Genomic DNA, 23037 nt, shown 5'->3' with positions numbered 1-23037 from the left:
TTCTAAAAAAGAAGCCCGCAATGCGGGCTTCTTTGTTTCCAGAGACATTAAAGCATCGTAACGATCAGCTTTGTGGAATCCAAGGCGTCACTTTAACGGGCGCTTGTTCAAACAACACACGCTCACCGTCATTAAGATCGGCCAACTTCACCACAGCCACTTTACCCGTCACGTCAATCACTCGACCTTCCGAGGTTGAAAGAGATGTCAGCGGTTGATCAAAGTGAACGGAGACACCTTCAACGTCAGGCATAAACCAAGAGGAGAACATCCCGCCTAAGTCTTGCATCATCGCCGTCATTTGAGGGACCAATGTCCCAAGCTCTTGCTCTGACAACTCAGCCTCAAATGTGTTTTTGGCCATCACCTGAAAAGAAACGTCACAAAGCGTCTCACCTTCTGTTTGGATGAAGACATCAGGGTTTACCTGACGAAGACGATTATCAATCGGGAGCGGTAACTCTTGAGAGTCAGGAATCACAAACTCTTCGTAGTTTTTCTTCTTTATCATCCAAGCTTTTGTGATGGTGCAAATCTCACCGGTTTCGGGAGCCACCATAAAATAACCAATCTTCACATCAGGGTGGTTTTCACCAAGGTTATGCTTTAATTGGCTATACAATTTGCTGTAACTAAATTCAATCTGCGCTGCGCTAACAGGCAGCGAAATTACAGCTGCAATAACAGCAGCCGTAAGTCCCTTGATCATCCTTGGCTCCAATATTTTTCGTTATAACGAATCATGCCCTGCACTTCATCAACGTACGCTTGTCCACGTTCCGAATAACTACCTAAACCGTTGGAAAGTGCCACGCCAGTGATCGGCTTACCTTGTTTTCTAAGATCAGCGCGAATATCACGGAGTGACGAATATGCTTTGTTACGGTTTACGTTAAGAAAATACGCGCGAACAGACTGATAGGCATCTTTAAATGCGGCAACTTCGTGTGTTTTACCTTGGCTTCGTGCACTTGGCACCATGCCGCAGCCAGAAGTGTAACACCACTGTCCGAAGTAGTTATTACCCTCACGAGCAAATCGTGACGTACCCCACCCAGACTCTTTCGCTGCTTGGCTCAATACCAAATCATTCGGAATAATATCAACACGTTTCAACGCCTCATCGAACCAAGCGTTATCCGCCCCGGCTTCAGGGAGAGGCAGATTAAATAGCTCGGCGACTTTCGCAAGAAAAGCCAGATCATCTTTTGTAGGAGATGTTGAATCAGACAACTGAATTAGGCGGACTCTCGCTTTCTCAATCAAGTTGTTGATGTAATCCACACCAGGCGAGAGAAACGCGACGAACGCTTTCTTCTTTTCATCTACGATTTTGTATTCAGCAAAATCAGGCTTCTTCACCATTTCTGGTGGCGGAGAAGCCGGTTGAAGTTGGTCGATTCGAGTTGTGGGTGCTTGGGGTGCGTCGCTACACGCAGAAATAAACAGAGCCGAAGCCAGTACAGCATAATGGAGCTTCATTTATGCGTTGAAAACCTCTTTATTACCGCCGTCTGATGGGGAATCATCATCCCCTTCTTGTGACACGGTCACTTCAATACCTACACCGAACATTTCTCGGTAGATCACGCCTTTAACGTTAAACATGAAAGGCAAAGCAAACAGCAGCGCGATACCGCCTGTCGCGTAAGAGAACACGAACAGAATTGCAATGACGATGTAAACCAAGCTCAATGGTATCAGCTTTTTGATTATCGCTCTAAATGAAACAATCATGGCTTCCAATGGGCGTAAGCGTTTTTCACAGATCAACAAAATCGTCATTGAGAAAGTAATCCCAAGAAACACGCCAAGCAGCGGGATAATTTGGCTACCTACACTTTGCAAGGCAGAGATAAAGCCCATGGCAATTGTCACAGCAAGTGCGAAAGCCATGCCTTTAATGATGTGTCTGGGCTTGGTGCGGAACCCTATGGCGTGACTCAACCCCATCAAACTCGCCCCCGCGTACAAAGGCGCGCTCAATACTGTGGTGGCAAAAATTGCAATTCGCCCTGACGCCAATAAATCCTCGTTCATCGGCGCTTTACCCAATAGCGCATCAAACAACACCTTGGGTGAATCTTGCATAATCGATAGCGCCACCAAGAAAATGGCAACGTTTGCGCCCGCTAGCAGTATCGTGGCGGGCAAAAACCGCCAGAAATGCTTCTGCGTCAATTTGAGGGCTTCTTGGACCACACTGGACGCACTGAGCGTGTAATTCCCTGTCAGTGCGTTTTCTAGCGTCCCGCCAACGTGAAGTGCATTGCTCAATTGTTGTTTATTCATAGCAAAGTAACTTTTGTCTTCAGCCTAAGAAAATTCCGTCTTTATAAAGTTATAGGTGATTTTTTTTGAATTCGTCTCAATGTGATGCATTTTTAGGCAACGAATTAACGCGCTATACTGTTGAGCGCCTGCTTGTCAGATTTCGCGATGGACTTCACAAACCGCATTTTGGTTGATGTTTCCGCACATCTTGGTTATCTCGCAGATAATGGGCATTAAAATGCTCTCTAAATACAAAAAAACGCTTTAACTTCATGGTTCGCACGTCTATCATGCGCCGTCTACTTTTTGGGGAATTTTTTCTAGCTAATCGCCCGTGGTGTAAGGAGAGAGAGTAGAATTGAACGCGACACAACCAATGAAAAAACCCGTTGTACAACTGAAGGGACTTTGTAAGAGTTTCGATGGTAAAGAGATCATCTCTAAATTTGATCTTGAGATAAACAACGGCGAGTTTTTGACAATCCTAGGTCCGTCCGGTTGTGGCAAGACCACAGTACTCCGTTTGATTGCTGGTCTTGAAGATGCAGACGATGGCCAAATTATCATTGACGATCAAGACGTGACTGCAATCCCCGCAGAGCACCGACACGTCAATACCGTATTTCAAAGCTACGCGCTTTTCCCACACATGACTGTGTTCGAAAACGTCGCTTTCGGTCTGCGCATGCAGAAAGTCAACGAAAGTGAAATCGAACCGCGTGTTATGGAAGCCCTGCGCATGGTTCAGCTTGAGAAGTTTGCTCCTCGCAAGCCACATCAACTTTCAGGTGGTCAACAACAACGCGTCGCTATCGCCCGTGCTGTTGTGAACAAACCAAAAGTACTGCTGCTTGATGAATCGCTTTCCGCACTGGATTACAAACTCCGTAAACAGATGCAGAACGAGCTTAAGCAACTTCAGCGCAAGCTAGGCATTACCTTCATTTTCGTGACACACGATCAAGAAGAAGCCCTGTCCATGTCAGACCGTATCATCGTGATGCAATCGGGTGATGTGGTTCAAGACGGCACGCCGCGTGAAATTTACGAAGAACCCGCCAACCTTTTTGTGGCTCGCTTTATTGGCGAAATCAATGTGTTTGACGCACATGTGATTGCACGAATCGATGCAGAACGCATTACTGCTACTGTTGAAGGCCAAGAATGTCAGGTTTATTGCAAACTTGATGTGAGTGCTGGAGACAAAGTGAAAGTATTGCTTCGTCCTGAAGATCTTCGTATTGAAGAAATCAGTGCATCAGAATCAGGTAACGGCATTGTGGGTTATGTTCGCGAACGTAACTACAAAGGCATGACGTTGGATTCAGTGCTTGAACTTGAGTCTGGCATGTCTGTCATGGTGAGTGAATTCTTCAACGAAGATGATCCAGATGTTGATCACTCATTAGATCAGAAAGTGGCGATTACCTGGGTTGAAAGCTGGGAAGTGGTGCTACCTGATGAAGAAGCTTAATCTCCAAAACGCCATTATTGGCGTCATTGTAGGTTGGTTGCTGCTGTTCGTCATGATCCCGAACCTGATGATTATCATCACCAGTTTCCTTACCCGCGATGATGCAAACCTGATTGAGATGACCTTCACCTTGAGCAACTATGCCAAGTTGATGGACCCGCTTTATGCAAAAGTGGTGTGGCACTCTTTCTATATGGCGGCCATAGCCACCCTATTGTGTTTGTTGATTGGCTACCCATTCGCTTACATCATTGCTCGCATGCCTCAAAGAATGCGTCCCTTTATGTTGTTCATGGTGATTGTTCCTTTCTGGACGAACTCTTTGATCCGCACATATGGACTTAAAATATTTTTGGGTACACGCGGCCTGTTAAACGATGGTTTGCTCACTCTCGGTTTAATTGAAAAACCGCTTCGCATTATGTACACCGAATACGCAGTGATGATTGGTCTGGTCTATATCCTTCTACCTTTCATGATTCTGCCGTTGTATTCAAGCATCGAAAAGCTGGATAACAGCTATTTAGAAGCTGCGAAAGATTTGGGTGCAAGTAAGTTCCAAGCATTTGTAAAAGTGATTCTACCGCTGACAACACCTGGCATTATTGCTGGCTGTCTATTGGTTCTGCTCCCTGCTCTTGGCATGTTCTATGTCTCAGATCTGTTGGGTGGCGCGAAGAACTTGTTAATTGGTAACGTCATCAAGAGTCAGATCCTCAATGTTCGTGACTGGCCATTTGGTTCAGCAGCGAGTATTTCTCTGACGGTATTGATGGGTCTAATGTTGTTCGCCTACTGGCGAGTCGGCAAACTAATCAACAAGAAGGTAGAGCTGGAATGAGTCGTTTCTTTAAAACCAGTTTTATGTCGCTGGTCTATGCATTCTTATACATTCCGATCATCATTCTTATCGTTAACTCATTTAACGAAAGTAAGTTTGGTATCGAATGGAAAGGGTTTACGACTAAGTGGTACACCCAACTGTTGAGTAACGACAGTTTGGTGCAAGCTGCGGGTAACTCCTTAACGATTGCTGTGTTCTCTGCGACAGCGGCTGCGGTTATCGGCAGCCTGACTGCAGTGGCACTGTATCGCTATCGTTTTCGCGGTAAAAATTTCGTCAACGGCATGCTGTTCGTCGTCATGATGTCACCCGACATCGTCATGGCAATTTCATTGTTGGCGTTATTCGTGATGATCGGTGCTCAGTTAGGATTTTTGACACTTCTGTTGTCTCACATCACTTTCTGCTTACCGTTTGTTGTTGTTACCGTGTACAGCCGACTAAATGGCTTCGATCTTCGCATGCTTGAAGCAGCGAAAGATTTGGCCGCTAGCGAGTGGGTGATTTTAACCAAAATCATTCTTCCTCTTGCTGCACCTGCCGTTGCAGCTGGTTGGCTGCTGAGCTTTACTCTTTCTTTGGACGACGTGATTGTCAGTTCATTCGTTACTGGTCCAAGTTACGAAATCTTACCGTTGAAAATCTATTCAATGGTCAAGGTTGGCGTATCGCCAGAAGTGAATGCACTTGCAACACTGATGCTGATTGTATCTCTCGTGTTAGTTATTTTCTCTCAACTACTGGCACGCGATAAAGTTCGATAGCTGCATGAAGGCGAGCGGTGAGTTTATCTCACCCTCGCCTTTTTAGTTTTCGCACTATTCAGTCACGGATGGCAAAGCCTACCCGTTATTCTAAATTATCAATACCGACGAAAAACACAGGAGTTGTCGATGAAACTCTGGTCTAAGTTTGTGCTGGGAAGTTCTCTAGCTTTCTCTCTCTTTTCGCATGCAGCTATCTCAGCTGAAAACGAACTTTATTTCTACAACTGGTCCGAATATATCCCTACGGAAGTTCTTGAAGAATTTACCGAAGAAACCGGCATCAAAGTCATTTACTCAACCTATGAGTCAAATGAAAGCATGTATGCCAAGCTGAAAACGCACCCAGAAGGCTACGATCTGGTTGTCCCTTCTACCTATTACGTCAAGAAAATGCGTGATGAAGGCATGCTCCAACCTATCGATAAGTCGAAGTTGAGCCATTTTGCAGGTCTAGACCCAAATAACCTCAATAAGCCTTTTGACCCAAACAACGAATACTCTATCCCTTATATCTGGGGCGCGACGGGTATTGGTGTTAACACCGACTACATTGAAAAAGACAGCGTAAGTTCGTGGGCAGATCTTTGGAGCCCTGAGTACGAAGGTCAACTGTTGATGATGGATGACGCTCGTGAGTTCTTCCATATTGCACTGACCAGACTAGGCTACTCAGCTAACAGCACGAACTCAGAAGAAATAAAGCAGGCATACGAGTCACTGAAGAGCATCATGCCCAACGTTCTGGTGTTTAACTCTGATTTCCCTGCTAACCCTTACATGGCCGGTGAAGTGTCACTGGGTATGCTTTGGAATGGCTCTGCTTACATTGCTCGCAGCGAAGGCGCACCGATTGATATCGTGTGGCCAGAAGAAGGCGCAATTTTCTGGATGGACAACCTTGCCATTCCAGCAACGTCTAAAAACGTTGAAGCAGCACACAAGATGATTGATTTCCTACTTCGCCCTGAAAACGCAGCGCGTCTTGCTATCGAAATTGGCTATCCAACGCCAGTAAAAGCCGCATACCCGCTGCTTCCGAAAGCATTCAAAGATGACCCTAGCGTTTACCCACCACAAGATGTGATGGAGAAAGGCGAATGGCAAAGTTCTGTTGGTGAAGCAAACGTGCTTTACGAAGAGTATTTCCAAAAGCTTAAAGCGGGTCAGTAAAATCTCGAGTTTTACTGTGCCATGCTGACTGCGTGACAGACACAAAAAAGCGGCTAACTAGCCGCTTTTTTTATTGTTCTGTTCCGTCTTTCGTAGGTCATCACATGAATTAAGCTTTAATCTTGCAACGCCAGTAACTCATCCACCAACTGAGGCACTAACACGCTCGCTTTTCCATATCGCTTGTCATCAAATTCGCTTTCTACCGCGCTCGGCTCAAGATTAATTTCGATAGTTTTCGCCCCGCCAATGGATGCTTCATGAACGAAACCAGCAGCAGGATAGACGGAGCCTGATGTGCCGATAGACACAAAGAGATCGGCTTCTAGCAAGGCATCATGGATTTTATCCATGGCAATCGGCATTTCACCAAACCAAACCACGTGCGGACGCATGGGTGAAGGCATCTGACAACAATGGCAGGCATCATCAACGGTTATGTCACCTGTCCAATCAATCACCTGATTGGAATAGCTACAACGCGCTTTTAGCAATTCACCATGCATATGAATGATGTTTTCACTGCCCGCCCGCTCATGCAGGTTATCAATGTTTTGCGTCACGATAGTGACCGTCCCTTCAAGCTCTTGCTCCAATTTGGCAAGTGCTTCGTGAGCCACATTTGGGGCAACACCGGATTGCAGCTGAATTCTACGCTGATTATAAAACGTCTGAACCAACGCTGGATTCCTCGCAAAACCTTCCGGCGTCGCGACATCTTCGATGTGGTGCTCTTCCCATAGCCCATCTTGCGCACGAAAAGTACGGATCCCAGATTCTGCAGAGATCCCCGCGCCGGTCAGTATCACTATGTTTTTGTATGGGAATTGCATGTTGAGCATCCTTTCTCTACTTGAACTTAAACCTTTATAACATTGTTGATATAAGCAAAACAGGGCAAGGATGGTAGACCATGGTCGAATTTGGTTTGATTTATTGAATTTACAAGTGAAATCTAAAATATGTCTTATATTTAATAGGTGTGTTTATTTTGATACCGGAACTTAAATTTGCTGCGTTTTACTATCCTCTTACTGACCAATGTACTCCTGTTGCTGACGGCCTATACCGTTTCGGCTAACGAGCACATTCAAGTCAGTGGGTTTGGTAATGTCAGCCTCATCAAAGCAGGCACAGAAGATTTCGGCTACAAGTACGACCTAACAAAAGACGCACAGTATGGTGGCTGGGCCGCCGATACAGGTTCTGCGTTTGGCCTTCAACTCAACGCCAAGGTATCGCAGAAGGTTGATTTTGTCGTACAAGGTGTATTTCAAGACCGTATAGAGAACGATTTAGATAAAACCATTGCATGGGCGTTTTTGAGATATAGAGCAACACCAAATTTCACTGCTCGTGTTGGTAGAATTGCCACCCCCCTTTATATGCTTTCCGAATACAGAGACGTAGGTTTTGCTTATCTTTGGACAAAACCGATTACTGACTTCTATGCCAATATACCGATTGCCAGTATTGATGGCGCAGATTTAGCCTACATCTATCAGATAGGTGGAGGTCTGCTAGAGACCCGCGTGTTTGGCGGAAAATCAAATGTTACCATTGAAACCACGAGTGAACCGTACGATGTCACCTTGTCACCAGTACTTGGTGCCAAACTCTCCTATTCAATCGATGATTGGCTATTCTCGGGTGCGGCTGCAACTACCAAAGTAGAAGAAGGTAACCCGTCCGAAGGGCTAACATCCACCCTTCAGCAGGATCCTACTGTCAGTTTACTTTGGCCTGCCATCGCAAATATCGACGAAGATTTCGGTTTTATCGATTCCCGCTTTCAATATTATTCGCTCGGTGCGTTTTATGAAACCGGAGACTGGACACTTCAAGCGGAACTTAGCTACACAGATGCAGAATGGCCATTCTTTCCTGACTTAGCCGCAGGCTACGTCAGTGCGGGGAAATCGTTTAACAATGTGACAGCTTTCAGCTTTCTCTCAAGGGCAAAATCGGTTGGCGACTTCTATGAGCTAGACGCGCCAAGTCTACAAGCCCTTCAAATTCCAGCCATTGCTGGCCTTTATAACTTTACTAAAGCTTCATTAGATGCGCGCGTCATTGACCAAGAAAGCCTTGGTTTAGGCGTTCGTATAGATCTTAACTCTCAAATCGCACTGAAGGGGCAAGTAGAACGTACGTGGTTAAATGACGATAATTTTGGAGCGTGGCTGACAACCGATGAAGGCATTTTCATTACGCCACCTCGCTACATTGATACTTACTCAATTAGCTTAACGTTTGTATTCTGATATGAAGAGACTTGTATTAGCACTACTCACAATCGCTTGGATAGCATGGGCTTCTTCAGCCCGTGCAGAGCTAGTTGTGGTTGTTAATCAAGATAACCCCGTCTCTGACTTATCTTCACGTCAAGTGATCGACCTTTATATGGGGCGTTTCAATGCTTACCCTGATGGGTCATCGGTGTTAACCACGGATTTACCGAGCGACAGCCCTGTCCGAGAAGCGTTTTATCGCCAATTGGTCGGCAAATCTGTTGCTCAAATTAATGCTTACTGGGCGCGCCTCCTCTTCACGGGTAAGTCAGAGCCTCCGCAAACTATCCCGTCAATTAATGATGTCGTTGATTACGTGAAGAATAACAAAAATGCCATTGCATACATTCATGAAGCAGAGCTCACTCAGGGGCTAAAAGTGGTATACCGATTTGAAGATCCTCAGTAAAAAAGTACACATTCGCGTTGCCTCAGGAGTCGCCAGTGGTGCGCTCCTTTTTTCGATCATCGCTTCCGTCGTTTGGTTCTATATGTCCTACCACGAAGAAGTTAATCGTTCTAGAAATCAAATCGATCAAATTGTTATTACTGTTGAGCAAACGGCGTCTATCGCAATGTACCTCGGCAACAAAGAATTAGCCGAAGAGGTGTTAAGAGGGCTTGAGGCCAATGACATCATTTCCTCTGCAAGACTAACAAGTCAAACTGGTTTATCAGCGTCATTTGAAGGCGAAGGTAGCCTCAACCGTTCTGATATCGCGGTGATCTACCCTATTCGTTCTCCTTTTAACGAAAGCGAAATTGTTGGGGATCTCCTCATTTATCCCAATCAGCAATATATAGAAAACAACGCGATATCACTGGCCAAAGTCCAAGTCGTTGTTTTGGTCGCCTACTCCATTATTATCGCGTTGTTAACGCTATTTATTGTTAACCGAATATTGACCGAGCCACTCAAGTACGTCGCAAATCGTTTTCACTTGATCACGCCCGGTGATTCAACGCGTATCGACGTTCCCACAGGGAATGATCAAAACGAAATAGGCGCATTAGTTAAAGATATCAATACCTTGCTAAACGCCGTGAATAGTCAAATAGAAAACGAGCGAGATCTCCGCTCACAAACAGAGAACCTGTCGAAGAAATTCCGCTTTATATTCGAACGCGCCAGTGCTGGCATCGGTTTGATTGATGCCAATAATCTTCTAATCGTCGCCAACCCTGCGCTACTCAGGTTACTCGGGCAAACTTTTATTATTGATACAGAACGCTTTACTAAGACAGACTTCACGGCTTTCTTTAATGACCCTCAAGTGATTAAAGAATTTATTGAAGACTTTTGGGCGAAGCCAGGCAATCAATTCAGTGCTGTTGATATCCAACTCAAACACAAAGTGAGAGCCGCCGATCGTTGGGTACATTGTCTGTTTTCAAAAGTTGAAGACATTAATAATCCAGACGATAGCCTGCTGGAAGTTGTGCTTTATGACATCACTGAACGCGCAGAGCGAGAACAGAATATTATCTACGAGGCTGAGCATGACCCAATTACTCAATTGCTTAACCGCAGGGCGGGCATGAGTAAATTAGAAAGCTCAGTTATAGACGCGCAGAAGAAAGAGCGCAGTTTTGCGGTGCTGATGATTGACCTAGATGGCTTCAAATACGTCAACGATACTTACGGACACGATGCAGGTGACAAAGTCATTATCGAAGTTGCCCATCGGATTAAGCAGTTTTTCCGTGGGTCAGATGTCGTTGCTCGTTGGGGCGGAGATGAATTTTTAATCGCGTTCTCGTACAACCCTAACTATGATTCGGCAGTCTCTGACATAGCCACGGACCTTCAATTCCAAATATCACAGCCAATCAACATTGGTCACGAACAAACAGCCAGTGTCGGATCAAGTATCGGTATTAGCTTATATCCAGACAATGAAAGTTCGGTATCCGCTCTCATCGAACAAGCTGATGAAGCCATGTACTTTGTTAAAAACAACGGAAAGAACTTTTTCAATTTCTATAAGAAAGAAACCACACCCGCTTCGACAACAAAGTTGACCTGACCTTGAAGTGAATCAAGCATACGCGTTACTCTGCATCTAAGGTCTCTCTATGCAATGAGAGGCTCTGGCTATTAGGCCTGCCACTGTCTATTTCCAAGGATGAACCATGCACCCACTTCGCGTTTCTGTCAGAGCCGTTTGTTATCGCGACAACACACTGTTACTCGCCGAGCATAAAGATGAACGAGGCTTGTGGTACATCTTACCTGGCGGTGGCATTCAACATAATGAAACACTTGATGTCGCCTTTCAGCGAGAGCTCCTCGAAGAAACAGGTGGCGAAGCGACGATGGGAGATGTGCTGTTTGTCAGAGAAGTGATTGCAGACAAATTGGACACCACATTCTTACCGAAGCACTTACATCAAATTGAGCTATTCGTTGAAGCAACCGACTTTCGTTCAATCGCTGCGCCGTCCAATCCTGACAAAGACCAAATTGGTTTTGTATGGATGCCATTGGATAAACTTCCTGAACTGCTTTTCTTCCCTAAAACCATGACAGAGGCGTTTCAAACCCGACAGTTTGACCGAATATATCAAGGCCATATTATGTAACGTACAACTTATCGCGGCGGTTTATCGGTGATTACACCGTCTCACCGCTGACATTTCCAAGGTGATTGGTTCGTGAACAGTAAACTGGCTAGACCATTAAATGTTCTTCTCTCAGTTACAATGCCTACAATATTAACCGGAAAGCCTTCTATAACATCATGCAATTAAATAACTTCTTTAGTCAAAACGACGATCAGTTAACCTTCTCTCGTCAACAAGCAAGCCACTTTGCCAAACTGGTTGCGGGTGATTACAACCCGATTCATGATGAAGACTCCAAGCGTTTCTGTGTTCCGGGCGATCTGTTATTTTCAATCCTGTTAGCCAAGGCTGGGATTAGCCAAAAAATGCATGTGTCATTTGCTGGTATGGTTTCGGATAACATGCCTCTTTTCTTTAAAGAAGATAATGCAGGGAACATGCAAGTGTTGGATACCAATGGGAAATGCTACCTCACCATGGCTCGCAGTGGAGACAATCTTTTTGATCAAGAACTCGCCAACCGCGTTGCTGAAAACTACGTAAAGTTTTCGGGGATGAACTTCCCTCACATTATGGTTCCATTAATGGAAAAGAGCGGGATGATGATCAACCCAGACCGCCCACTCGTTATCTACGAAAGCATGCAGCTTGATTTTCATCATCTCAATTTCTGCTCACCTACCGTTGAACTGACCAGCTCTGATATGTCAGTGAGTGGAAAACGTGGCAACGTCTCTCTAGCTTTTTGTTTTAAGGAAAATGGCGAAATTATTGGTGAAGGCAAAAAGACAATGGTATGCAGTGGTTTGAGAGAGTTTGAACACTCAGCCGTTGAAGCGCTTGTTGACCAATTTAACCTGAGAAAGTCAGCGTTTCTTTCGACGCAACCAGCCTAAGCCATTACGAATTGCACAAATAATTAGTCACGATAAAACCCCCGATTGAATCGGGGTTTTTTATACCTGTCAGTGTCTTAGTCATAATATTTCAACCCAAAATTGAGACCGTGTTCTATATTTATACATGTAGTCTTAGCCTTGGAGTCGAATATGACAACTGCCTCTTTACTCTCTCACGTTGACAAGCTTCCCAAAATTCCGAAAGTTGTTCAGGAGCTTATGGATCTCGTCAACGACGACAACTCTGACATGAATAACATTTCTTCGAAAATCGCGTTGGATCAGGTGATTAGTGCACGAGTTCTGCGCCTATCAAACTCATCACATTTTGGCAGAGGCCGCACCGTCGCTTCTGTTGATGATGCGGTTGTTCGCCTTGGGCTTGGGCCGATTCGTACGCTTGTGACAGCGTCTGCTTTGATGAGTACATTTCCAAAAATTGATGGCCTAGACCTTAATGCGTTTTGGGGAACAACATTTGAAGTGGCAACAATGTGCAAGGTTATCGCCAAAGAGCTAAAAGCAGATCAAAATGAAGCCTTTACCTCCGGTATGCTTCACAACATCGGTGATTTGCTGATTTACACCGTATACCCAGACAAGGCGCAAAAAGTCGAACTACATATGGAAACGGGTAAAACCAAATCTGAAGCGCAACAGATTGTGCTTGGTACTGACGGCGCTGAGCTCGGCGGACTGTTGGCGAAGAATTGGAAATTTGCTGATACCTTAGTGAGTGCAATAGCGCATCAATACTCTGCGGTGCAAGGTGACGAGTTCTCCCAGCTCGCTGCGATTATCAACCTATCGCGTAAAATTGATGAAAACTGGGATGATCTTGCCGACGAAGAAGCACAACAGACATGGCTTAATCATCAACTTGAATACAGCATGCTTGGCTTGACGGATGATTTGGTCTCCGTTGTTGATCTAAACCGAGGTTTAGGTCGAGACTTAGCAAGTTCTCTCGCCTAAGCATCAATATAACAAGCCATAAAGCAACCGCCACATAAGGCGGTTGTTTCTATTCAAAGCATGGCAAAGCTAAAAGTAATGCGACATCGATAAATAACGTTCCCGAATATGGGCAATAAGTGATTTCAACTTTTCAGAAGGATGGCGTGTAAAAGGGTAAATGGCATAAATCCCTAATTTCTTAGCCACTTGATGAGGAAACAGATCCATCAATGTTCCGGCTTGTAAATCGTGGTACACCAAACATTTGGGAACATACACAATGCCATGCCCTGCTAGCGCAGCTTTCCTCAATGCGGCCGCATTATTCGTAGAAAAATTACCGTTCACTTTTATAATTCGCTTATCTGCGGTTTCTGGTATGAAGAACTCCCAATCCCCCTCGCCAGTCGACTGATACGTGTAATGTAAGCAGTTATGGTATTCGAGCGAGTCAGGCGATTCGGGTTTTCCATGTTTGGCGATGTACTTGGGTGAGGCGCAAACGAGCCATTGTGAATCAATAATATGCCTTGCTATAAGGCTAGAATCCTCTAGGTAACCCGTACGTATCGCCAGATCAAAGCCTTCGTCGATAAGGTCGACAAATCGATTGCTGAGCTTTACGTCTATTCTTAGCTCATCATGCAGAGAGGCAAACTCAGCAATGGCTTCTGCCAATAAAAGGTCACCAGAGATGGTTGGTACAGAGACGCGCAAGTTTCCCTTCATACTCGAAGAGAGTTGAGTCACAGATTCAGCGACATCTTGATTCAGCTGTGCCATCTGTTTTGCGGTCGGTAAGAGAGAAAGGCCAGCTTCTGTGAGCGATAATTTTCGCGTAGTGCGATGAAGCAACTGCACATCTAGATCGTGTTCAAGCCGCTGAATACGCTTGCTGACAACGGAATTCGCTAAGCCTAACCTTTCTGCGGCGAGCTTAAATGACCCTAACTCTGCGACCTGAGCAAATAGAATGACATCATCAGCGTGCATATATTATCTCTATTTTGGAAATAATTAATTCATTTAATGCTATTTATTCGCTTATCGCAATTCCCTATTCTCATTGAAGGATAAATGGAAGCAGTCCTAGCACGTGTGCGGACTCGCGTTTGCAATGGATTCAGTATCACGAGGAAGGATTATGCAACAGGCTCGGATTTACCCAGCAAAACCTCAAAAGGTTTACCTCTACGCCACCTGCCTCGTTGATATGTTTGATCCCGATACGGGTATAGACGCCATTTCGTTGCTTGAACGACAAGGTATCGAGGTGGTGTTTGTCGAAAAACAAACCTGTTGTGGGCAACCGGCTTACAGCTCCGGTTATACAGAAGAATCACGCGATGTCGCCGCACATCAAATGTCACTGTTTCCCGAATTTTTCCCCATTGTTATTTTGTCAGGTTCTTGTGGCGGCATGATGCTGCATCACTATCCCAAGCTTTTCGCTAATCATCCCCTGGAGCAGCAATCGATAGCGTTTGCACAACGCGTATATGAGTTTACCGAGTTTCTGACCAACGTTTGCCGAGTCAGATTCGAAGACAAGGGCCAGCCTACCTCCGTCGTCATCCATACGTCTTGCGCAGCCAGACGCGAAATGAATGTCCACCAGTATTCCTCACACTTGATTGGTCAACTAACTAACGTCGACGTTAAAAAAGCGGCGTACGAAGAAGAATGCTGCGGATTTGGCGGCACTTTCTCGGTTCGACACCCCAATATTAGTGAGGCCATGGTCGCCGACAAAACACAGAATCTGGTCAACAGTGATGCGGTTGAACTCATCAGCGCGGACTGGGGCTGCATGTTAAACATTAACGGCGCATTGGAGTATCAAGGCAAGCCACTAAAAGGCCAGCATATCGCACGATTTCTAGCGAAACGCACGCTGGCTAACGGGGAAGTATCATGAGCCAAAATAGCCCTGTACGGTTTCACCAACAAGCCCACGACGCACTCGAAGACAAAGAACTGCGAAGTAATTTTCGCGGTGCGATGGATTACCTTAGAAACAAGCGGCGCGATGCGTTTCCTGACGCCAATGAAGAGAAAACCGTTCGAGATCGTGCGCAAGCGATACGCCAACGCTGTTTAAGCAAACTCCCCGACCTTCTAGAAAAGCTAGAAACACAATGCCAACGAAACGGCATTCAGGTTCATTGGGCGCAGAATTCTGAAGAAGCCAACGCCTTATTTGGCGACATCGCCGCCAAACACAGTGCCAAGCTCATGGTGAAAGGCAAGTCGATGGTGAGCGAAGAAATCGGTCTCAATCATCACATGGAAAAACAGGGTGTTCAGTGCCTTGAAAGTGATATGGGCGAATATATCGTACAACTTGATGGAGACACGCCCTCGCACATCATCATGCCCGCTATTCACAAAAATAAGCAGCAAGTTTCCGACACCTTTGAACACAACATTACCGATTTCACACCAACAACAGATGTGGACAGCCTGATCAATACAGGGCGGAGTATGCTCCGTCAGGCTTATCAAGATGCCGACATTGGCATTTCAGGCGTCAACTTCCCTGTCGCTGAAACAGGCACCCTATGTTTGGTCGAAAACGAAGGCAATGGGAGAATGTGTACCACTATTCCCGATGTCCATATAGCGATTACGGGCATCGAAAAAGTGGTCGAATTCCTGTCCGATATCCCGCCGCTATACAGTGCGCTGACTCGCTCCGCTACGGGGCAAAACATCACAACCTATTTCAACATGATCAGTGGCCCTCGAAAAGAAGGTGAGCTGGACGGCCCGAAAGAGGTACACCTCGTATTGCTCGATAACGGTCGCACTCAGGCTTATCACGACGAAGAGTTACGCAAAACTCTGCAATGTATTCGTTGTGGCGCGTGTATGAACCATTGTCCCGTATACACGCGCATTGGTGGCCATGCCTATGGCACTGTCTATCCCGGCCCTATTGGCAAAATTATGTCGCCACACATGATGGGATTAGAAGACACGAAATCGATTGTGACCGCCTCGAGTTTGTGCGGAGCCTGTGAAGAGGTTTGCCCCGTTCGAATTCCTATCCCCGCGATGCTGCAACGTCTTAGACAAGAAGCCAAAAACGACACGGCCGAAGGCAATGCGCCCTTGCGTGGACAGAATTCAGATGAAAGCACCATCGAGAAGCTGACGATGAAAAGCTTTGCTTACGCGGCCAGCCACCCTTCTCTTTACCATAACGCGTTAGGGGTCGCCCGCAAGATGAACGGAATCATCCCCAATAACCTTGGTCATTGGACGCAGTGCCGTGTCAAACCCAAGCTGGCGATGCAATCGTTAAAAGCAAAACTGGCTAAGCGTAAAGGAGAGGAAAAATGACAAATCAAAGTGCCCAAGCTCGCTCGGCCATTTTCGCAAAACTCAACGCCGCCCCGAGACACGTTGTTGATACGCCTCTTCCCGATTGGCAAGCATGGCAGGATAACGAGCTAACCAACCGTGTTGAGCGCTTTCTTAGCTGTATGACCGCTGCGCACACCGAGATCGTATCAGTGACTGAGCGCAACCTAGAAGAACAACTGGTCGCTTTTCTTCGTGACAATGCATTCGATAACCTGCTGCTTGGTCGAGACAACCCCCTTGCTGAGTCGCTTCGAGTCGCGGATTTGGCGTGTGACGTGAAAACGTATGACCAACCGATCGATGGCAATAAAGTCACACTGTTCAACCACATTGAAGCCAGCTTATCGATCATTCCCGCCGCCATCGCAGATACAGGCACACTTGCTATCGTCACAGGTGAAAAAGAACCGAGAGCTCTGTCACTCGTTCCCCCTACACATATTGCCATCCTTCGTGAATGTGACATTGTCTCTAACTTCAATGACTTGATGGCAACACCATGGTGGATACAAGCGGGATGGGATACTCAACCTCCCACCAACTTATTGCTCATCTCGGGGCCATCAAAAACAGCCGACATTCAACAAACCTTGGCTTATGGCGCACACGGACCTAAGCGGCTTATTGTCTTTATGGTTAAGGAGTAACCATGTCACAACGGATGGCAATCGATACCAAAACAGAGCTTCTCGCTCGGCTCCAACAGAAGATCCCAGCCGAGCGACTCATCACTGATGCCACTCGTACTCTAGCGTTTGGCACGGACGCCAGTTTCTATCGGTTAATCCCCGAGTTGATTGTGCAGGCGGATACGCTCGACGATGTCATTGTCATCATCACGACCTGTGGCAACATGCGCATTCCCTTTACCTTTCGTGCAGCCGGTACGAGCCTGTCTGGGCAAGCGGTGTCTGATTCGGTTCTGATCACGTTAACGGACAGTTGGCGACAACATGAAGTGATCGATAGCGGCAAAAAAATACGTTTGCAGCCCGGCGTTATCGGCGCTGATGCCAATCGCTACCTTGCTCCTTTCCAACGTAAGATTGGCCCCGATCCCGCTTCTATCAATAGCTGTAAAATTGGGGGGATTGCCGCCAATAACGCGAGTGGTATGTGTTGTGGCACAGCACAGAACACATATAGAACAGTTGACTCCATGACGCTGGTGTTCCATGACGGTACGGTTGTTGATACCGCAGATCCAACGTCGGTTAGCGCATTTAAAACCAGCCACAAATACCTTTTGGATGGAATTGAAACCCTTTGCCATGACGTCAACCAAGACCCTGAGTTAAAGCAGCGTATCGCGCATAAGTACCGCCTTAAGAACACCACGGGTTATGCACTGAATGCCCTGATTGATTTTTCAGACCCCATGGATGTATTGACACACTTAATGGTCGGATCCGAAGGGACATTGGGATTTATTGCAGAGATCGTTTACAACACCGTTATCGAGCATCCTTTCAAAGCATCAGCGCTTCTTGTCTTCAACGATATAGAAGCGGCCTCTAATGCGGTCACAGCATTGTCAAAAGCCCCAGTATCATCTGTAGAAATGATGGATGGACGAGCATTAAGATCGGTCGCTGACAACGCGGGTGTGCCCGACTTTCTCCCTCAATTGACGCTAGAACATTGCGCACTCCTTGTGGAGTCTCGCGCCAGCGAAGAAGAAACCGTTAACGCCCAGTGCCAATCCATCATGTCCATACTGTCGACATTTGATATTCCGCATCAGGTCGCTTTCACCATGCACGCACCAACGGTTGCAACGCTTTGGGGGATCCGAAAAGGAATGTTTCCGGCTGTCGGCGCGGTGCGAGAAGCGGGCACAACCGTTATCATTGAAGACATCGCCTTTCCTGTTGAGCGCCTCGCTGCGGGTATTCGAGAGCTACAGGCCTTGTTTACGGACTTTAGCTACCATGAAGCCATCATTTTTGGGCACGCGCTCGAAGGTAACCTTCATTTTGTGTTTACACAGGGTTTTGAAAGCCAAGATGAGGTTGAGCGCTATGGTAAGTTCATGGACGCCGTCGCGCATTTAGTGGCGGTAAAATACGGCGGCTCGCTTAAAGCAGAGCACGGCACAGGCCGAAACATGGCCCCCTATGTTGAGCTTGAATGGGGTGCGGACGCCTATCAATTGATGCAGCGTATTAAAGTGCTGTTCGATCCCAATGGTTTGCTCAATCCTGGCGTGATCATTAACGACAATCCCGATGCGCACATCACTGACCTCAAGCCCATGCCGAAAGCGGACGATATTATCGATCGTTGTATCGAATGTGGGTTCTGTGAAGCTGTGTGCCCTTCTAGAACGCTCTCTCTTTCTCCTCGCCAACGTATCGTCATTTATCGCGAGCTAAGCCGCCTTGAGCGCGAAGGTAACCGATCTCGCCATCAGGAAATCAAGAAGGCATTTGACTACCTTGGTGTGGATACGTGCGCAGCAACAGGTTTATGTGCGGATAGGTGTCCCGTCGGGATAAACACTGGCGATCTCATCAAACAGATTCGTATAGACAAATACCAGCGTTACCAACCTATTGCGCGCTGGACAGCAGATCATTTCTCAACGGTCACCGCTATCACACGCACCGGCCTCTACGTTAACAAGGTGATGCAAAAATCCTTGGGCGAGAACGCCATGGACAAAACAGTGAATGGACTTCGCGCCCTCACCAAAGGACGAAGCCCCGCTTGGCACAAAAGCTTCCCGACAGCGAACAGAAGCAAGGTCGAAAGTTCATCGATCGCCCGAGAGAAGCAAGTGGTCTATTTCCCTTCTTGTGCCAGCCGAAATATGGGCAATGAACTAGGTAGTGATGATGACAGACCGCTTACAGAAGTGACAATGTCACTACTAGAGCGCGCGGGTTATCAAGTGATCATCCCCAACGCACTGAAAGACCAATGTTGCGGTATGCCTTATGACAGTAAAGGAATGGCGAACATCGCGAAGAAGAAGAGTGACCAACTACAGGACGTTTTATGGCATGCCAGCCAGCACGGGAAGTTGCCGATTCTGATGGACACGAGTCCTTGTACCAAGATGAGCAAAGAGCAGTTTGATAAACCTATGGAGATCTTTGAGCCAGCAGGCTTTATTACTCAACACCTTCTTTCAGCATTGGATGTCACGCCGCTCGATGAAACTGTCATGCTTCATATAACGTGTAGTTCAAAACGAATGGGATTAAGTGATACGTTACTAAAAGCCGCACAGGCCTGTGCGAAAGAAGTGATTGTACCAGAACATATTGAGTGTTGTGGTTTCGCCGGTGACAAAGGGTTCTTTACACCGGAGCTCAATAAGTCCGCATTGAATCCGCTGAAGGGGCAAATTCCAGACGGGTGTACGCGCGGTTTTAGCAACAGTCGAACCTGTGAAATCGGTTTAACTCAGCACAGCGGGATACCTTATCGATCTATCTTGTTCTTGTTAGAAGAAGCAACGAAAAATCAAACTGCACAGTCATCAAGATGTTGATTAAGCGAAATTATTTGGCTTAATGATCTAACACCAAGCACGCTGAAACGTTTAGTATGGCGAGAGTAAACTCTCGCCTTCGTCAATCTCAAATTCCAGCGTATCATTTGGCATGCTATGCCCTTCTATCATCGAAAGAAGTGATAACATTGCGCGCTCACCGGTTTCGACATCGGGTGTCACAATGCTTGCAAGCTTAGGCATCATTGATTGCCCAATGTCCAACGCATGTATGCCTGCAATACCAATGGACTCAGGCACATTAATGTCTTGTCGCTGGCATTCAAGCAACACACCCGCAGCTAGCTCATCGTCAGTGCAGAAAAACGCATCTGTATCGGTATAGCGCTCTAGGACTTTTCGCGTCATCTTCTTAGCCAATGACACCGACGATTCTGATTTTGCCGTCAAGCTTCTTGCCTGTAACCCAGCACTCTCCATCGCGTTTACGTAGCCTTGGAGCTTACTTTGCGTTCTGATCCCCTTTCTGGCACTCAAACAAACGATGTGCTTGTAACCTCGCTCAATCATTACATTCACCATCGAGGTTGCGGCCAGTTCATTGTCGATCCCCACAGACATTCTCTCAACGTCGGTATCTGCATCTAAAACCTCAACAACCGGAATGCCGGCAGTCTTAATCATTTTCAATGTTCGATTTGAGTGCTGATTCTCAGCGAGGATAAGGCCATCAACGTTAAACGACAGCAAGCACTGAATACGTTGTTCTTCCGCTTCCAAACTGTAGCCGCAGTGGGTCACCATGACTTGATACTTAGACGTCTCCGTCACTTTTTCAATGCCTTGGATCACTTGCTGAAAGACGGGATGACTCAATGAAGGAAGGACGACACCAATGGTATAACTAAGGCGGTTGGACAAAATATCAGGTACGCGATTGGGGATGTAGCCCACGTCATCCAGTGCGGTTTGAATACAGTCGCCAGTCGCCTTAGCGACACGCTCTGGGTATTTTAGATAACGGCTTACCGTCATCTTGGTAACCCCTACCCGTTCAGCGACATCTTGCATTGTTGGCCGACGCTTTTTTTGCATATTCCAAACCCTTAACCAAGCACGAAAGTTACTCTGTTAAGTTTTTGAACAAATTCGAAAATCTTCCATGTTTTATATGCAAACTGTGACTCAAGGATTCTCTTTGAAGCGCTTTTACACTGGCTATCATTGCTTGGTTTCATCAACACGCATAAACCGTGCAAATTTGGGAATGCCATTCTTGGTGTATCCGTTGTAACGAAATGTCACCATGCTGCCTATTTCAGGGGGATTATCTCTTTGGTGATCGCTAAAGCCAGTACCAATTTTGAATACTTTGCCGTTGATTGTTTTCACCACCAGTGAGCCCATTCGACCGAGATGTTTTCCTTTTCCTTCGTGATAACCAATCACCATCGCTTCTGCATCTTTTGATACTTTGAATTTCAATACGTTATCGCCACGCCCCGCTACATAGTCACCTGACATTTTGCGCAGCATGAGACCTTCTCCCCCTTTGGTATCAATATCTCGAAGCAATACCTCCATGTGATGCTCACTCAAAGAAGGATAATGAGGTACATATTGAACATGCGTCGAGTCAATTGAACTCACTAGACTCACCAATGCATCAAATCGTGTGGTGAAATCTCCATCTAAAGTCGGTAAATCAAACAGCATAAACTGGATGGTTTGCCACTCATCGTCATTGGGCTTGTCGTCCATGACCACTGACATCACGTGCTCGAAACGATTCCTACCCGCCCAAAGTTCGCCTTCCACCGCATAGGGCGGCAAAGCATCCGTGAACCAAGCAGGCGCCGAAATTGGATTTCCCTGGCGAGTAATAAGCAACTTCCCCGTCCATATCGCACGAATCCCATCCAATTTCTCACTGAATAAGTAATCCGCCCAATCAATCGCCATACCGAGCCGGTATTCAGTGGCCAGTTGAATGGGAATGGTCGCGTTGTGTTTCTGTACTATCGTACTGTTTTCGATGGATATCGACTGGCTTTCCGTTGCCATAACATAGGCTTGATAACTCAGCACCGATGTTATGGCACCGGCGACTAGCACATACTTTTTCATGACGACTCCAAGTGAAAACGAGAGCGTCATTCTCGCTTGGAGAATCGTAAGTACCAGACAAATGAACCCACACTGGGAGTGTCTATGAAAATAGGCTACCCACGTTGCAGGTTCATGCATAAAAATGGCGCGTCATCTCGATACGCGCCAAATTAATGAGGCAATCTCTGTCATCGGGCATTAGCTGATCGCGGGGAATACTGACCCTTTTCGAAGGGCTACTCGCTAACCAAATGCGTAAATGTATGTGCCGTCTTTGATGGTGTTAATCACGTTTTTTGACAAATAGCTTGGCAATGCAGGACATCCCCAACTTCTGCCGAGTTGACCTGTTTTCGAAATGACTTTTGGGTGCGCATAGGCGGCACCATGGATGACAATGGCACGCTTACGCGCATTGTCATTAATACCTTTTGAAAGCCCATCTAAGCGCAGTGAATAGCCATGTTTTCCGTAATAGGTTTCTCCCGCACGAAAAACACCGATAGATGTTTGATGTGAATTGACACGGTTGGAGAAGGTCTTGGCGTAGAGATTACCGCTATTTTTGCCATGAGAAACATACGAAGAAAAAAGCGTGGTTCGCTTTGTTGCATCGAACACCCAAAACCTTTTTTGCGAAGACGGTTTGCTGTAGTCAATCAAAGTGAATACAGACGAGTCGCCGCGGTGTGTTTTGAAATGGTTATATGCTTTCTTGAACTTGTCATACGACACTTCATGAGAAAGATTAAGTTGACGATACATGGTTTTTGCATCAGAAAGATGTGACGCAAACACATTGCTCGACAATAACAGTAACGTTAGCGCAAATAGCGCTTTTACAGCCCTAAACATGTT

Annotated in this window: 22 protein-coding genes; 14 read left to right on the top strand and 8 right to left on the bottom strand. The window is 46.3% G+C overall.

Annotated features, from left to right (window positions below):
• Positions 1 to 64: 64 nt before the first annotated feature.
• The 3 genes from Q365_RS0122900 to Q365_RS0122890 are packed head-to-tail and all read right to left on the bottom strand — an operon-like array spanning position 65 to position 2292.
• Complete coding sequence (locus Q365_RS0122900; RefSeq protein WP_028025548.1) at positions 65 to 709, bottom strand: DUF2987 domain-containing protein; 645 nt, start codon at positions 707 to 709, stop codon at positions 65 to 67.
• A complete protein-coding gene (locus tag Q365_RS0122895; RefSeq protein WP_028025547.1) occupies positions 706 to 1482 on the bottom strand; it encodes a glucosaminidase domain-containing protein in 777 nt (258 codons plus the stop codon). The genes Q365_RS0122900 and Q365_RS0122895 overlap by 4 nt, the downstream gene beginning before the upstream one ends.
• Positions 1483 to 2292, bottom strand: coding sequence for a DUF2189 domain-containing protein (locus tag Q365_RS0122890; protein WP_028025546.1), 810 nt, complete (start codon positions 2290 to 2292; stop codon positions 1483 to 1485). It lies immediately after the preceding gene.
• Between the two features lie 358 nt (positions 2293 to 2650).
• On the opposite strand from Q365_RS0122890, the gene potA reads away from it, so the two are divergent.
• From potA to Q365_RS0122870, 4 genes are all read left to right on the top strand, one after another.
• A complete protein-coding gene (gene potA, locus Q365_RS0122885) occupies positions 2651 to 3748 on the top strand; it encodes a spermidine/putrescine ABC transporter ATP-binding protein PotA (RefSeq protein ID WP_035025614.1) in 1098 nt (365 codons plus the stop codon).
• Positions 3735 to 4589 (top strand): spermidine/putrescine ABC transporter permease PotB, encoded by an 855-nt coding sequence (potB, locus tag Q365_RS0122880; protein ID WP_028025544.1) that lies wholly within the window; start codon positions 3735 to 3737, stop codon positions 4587 to 4589. Before potA ends, potB begins: the two co-directional genes overlap by 14 nt.
• A complete protein-coding gene (gene potC, locus Q365_RS0122875; RefSeq protein WP_028025543.1) occupies positions 4586 to 5356 on the top strand; it encodes a spermidine/putrescine ABC transporter permease PotC in 771 nt (256 codons plus the stop codon). The genes potB and potC overlap by 4 nt, the downstream gene beginning before the upstream one ends.
• A 129-nt stretch (positions 5357 to 5485) precedes the next feature.
• Positions 5486 to 6529 carry an extracellular solute-binding protein gene (locus tag Q365_RS0122870; RefSeq protein WP_028025542.1) on the top strand — a complete coding sequence of 348 codons (1044 nt, stop codon included), beginning with the start codon at positions 5486 to 5488 and terminating at the stop codon, positions 6527 to 6529.
• A 116-nt stretch (positions 6530 to 6645) separates the two neighbouring features.
• Here Q365_RS0122870 and cobB read toward each other — a convergent pair whose 3' ends face one another.
• A complete protein-coding gene (cobB, locus tag Q365_RS0122865; RefSeq protein ID WP_281173705.1) occupies positions 6646 to 7371 on the bottom strand; it encodes a Sir2 family NAD+-dependent deacetylase in 726 nt (241 codons plus the stop codon).
• 168 nt (positions 7372 to 7539) lie between these two features.
• Between cobB and Q365_RS0122860 the strand changes: the two genes are divergently transcribed.
• From Q365_RS0122860 to Q365_RS0122835, 6 genes are all read left to right on the top strand, one after another.
• Positions 7540 to 8793, top strand: coding sequence for a hypothetical protein (locus Q365_RS0122860; RefSeq protein WP_028025540.1), 1254 nt, complete (start codon positions 7540 to 7542; stop codon positions 8791 to 8793).
• Between the two features lies 1 nt (position 8794).
• Positions 8795 to 9229 (top strand): type 2 periplasmic-binding domain-containing protein, encoded by a 435-nt coding sequence (locus tag Q365_RS0122855; protein ID WP_028025539.1) that lies wholly within the window; start codon positions 8795 to 8797, stop codon positions 9227 to 9229.
• On the top strand, positions 9213 to 10847 hold the full coding sequence (locus Q365_RS0122850; RefSeq protein ID WP_028025538.1) for a sensor domain-containing diguanylate cyclase: 1635 nt from the start codon (positions 9213 to 9215) through the stop codon (positions 10845 to 10847). The genes Q365_RS0122855 and Q365_RS0122850 overlap by 17 nt, the downstream gene beginning before the upstream one ends.
• A 106-nt stretch (positions 10848 to 10953) precedes the next feature.
• Positions 10954 to 11403, top strand: a complete 450-nt coding sequence (locus Q365_RS0122845) for an NUDIX domain-containing protein (protein WP_028025537.1) — start codon at positions 10954 to 10956, stop codon at positions 11401 to 11403.
• 158 nt (positions 11404 to 11561) lie between these two features.
• A complete protein-coding gene (locus tag Q365_RS0122840; RefSeq protein ID WP_028025536.1) occupies positions 11562 to 12281 on the top strand; it encodes a DUF3581 family protein in 720 nt (239 codons plus the stop codon).
• A 153-nt stretch (positions 12282 to 12434) separates the two neighbouring features.
• A complete protein-coding gene (locus Q365_RS0122835; protein ID WP_028025535.1) occupies positions 12435 to 13259 on the top strand; it encodes an HDOD domain-containing protein in 825 nt (274 codons plus the stop codon).
• Positions 13260 to 13328: 69 nt separating this feature from the next.
• Here Q365_RS0122835 and Q365_RS0122830 read toward each other — a convergent pair whose 3' ends face one another.
• Positions 13329 to 14234, bottom strand: coding sequence for a LysR family transcriptional regulator (locus Q365_RS0122830; protein WP_028025534.1), 906 nt, complete (start codon positions 14232 to 14234; stop codon positions 13329 to 13331).
• A 151-nt stretch (positions 14235 to 14385) separates the two neighbouring features.
• Here Q365_RS0122830 and Q365_RS0122825 point away from each other — a divergent pair, with 151 nt between their 5' ends.
• Genes Q365_RS0122825 through Q365_RS0122810 form a run of 4 tightly spaced genes read left to right on the top strand, consistent with a single transcriptional unit; the run spans position 14386 to position 20109 of the window.
• Positions 14386 to 15159: a (Fe-S)-binding protein gene (locus Q365_RS0122825; RefSeq protein WP_028025533.1), complete on the top strand. Its 774-nt coding sequence runs from the start codon at positions 14386 to 14388 to the stop codon at positions 15157 to 15159.
• The gene (locus Q365_RS0122820; RefSeq protein WP_028025532.1) at positions 15156 to 16586 is read left to right on the top strand and encodes a LutB/LldF family L-lactate oxidation iron-sulfur protein; all 1431 of its coding nucleotides are present in this window, start codon (positions 15156 to 15158) and stop codon (positions 16584 to 16586) included. Before Q365_RS0122825 ends, Q365_RS0122820 begins: the two co-directional genes overlap by 4 nt.
• Positions 16583 to 17257 carry a LutC/YkgG family protein gene (locus Q365_RS0122815; RefSeq protein ID WP_028025531.1) on the top strand — a complete coding sequence of 225 codons (675 nt, stop codon included), beginning with the start codon at positions 16583 to 16585 and terminating at the stop codon, positions 17255 to 17257. Before Q365_RS0122820 ends, Q365_RS0122815 begins: the two co-directional genes overlap by 4 nt.
• 2 nt (positions 17258 to 17259) lie before the next feature.
• Positions 17260 to 20109, top strand: coding sequence for an FAD-binding and (Fe-S)-binding domain-containing protein (locus tag Q365_RS0122810; protein WP_028025530.1), 2850 nt, complete (start codon positions 17260 to 17262; stop codon positions 20107 to 20109).
• A 51-nt stretch (positions 20110 to 20160) separates the two neighbouring features.
• Here the strand turns inward: Q365_RS0122810 and Q365_RS0122805 are convergent, their stop codons facing one another.
• From Q365_RS0122805 to Q365_RS0122795, 3 genes are all read right to left on the bottom strand, one after another.
• On the bottom strand, positions 20161 to 21165 hold the full coding sequence (locus Q365_RS0122805; protein ID WP_028025529.1) for a substrate-binding domain-containing protein: 1005 nt from the start codon (positions 21163 to 21165) through the stop codon (positions 20161 to 20163).
• Between the two features lie 126 nt (positions 21166 to 21291).
• Positions 21292 to 22197 carry a DNA ligase gene (locus Q365_RS0122800; RefSeq protein ID WP_028025528.1) on the bottom strand — a complete coding sequence of 302 codons (906 nt, stop codon included), beginning with the start codon at positions 22195 to 22197 and terminating at the stop codon, positions 21292 to 21294.
• 225 nt (positions 22198 to 22422) lie between these two features.
• Positions 22423 to 23034, bottom strand: coding sequence for a murein L,D-transpeptidase catalytic domain family protein (locus Q365_RS0122795; protein WP_028025527.1), 612 nt, complete (start codon positions 23032 to 23034; stop codon positions 22423 to 22425).
• Positions 23035 to 23037 lie beyond the last annotated feature (3 nt).

Source organism: Enterovibrio calviensis DSM 14347 (assembly GCF_000621165.1).
GTDB classification, from domain to species: Bacteria; Pseudomonadota; Gammaproteobacteria; order Enterobacterales; family Vibrionaceae; genus Enterovibrio; species Enterovibrio calviensis.
Note: the sequence above shows the minus strand (reverse complement) of the source record. Positions and strands in the feature narration are given on the sequence as shown.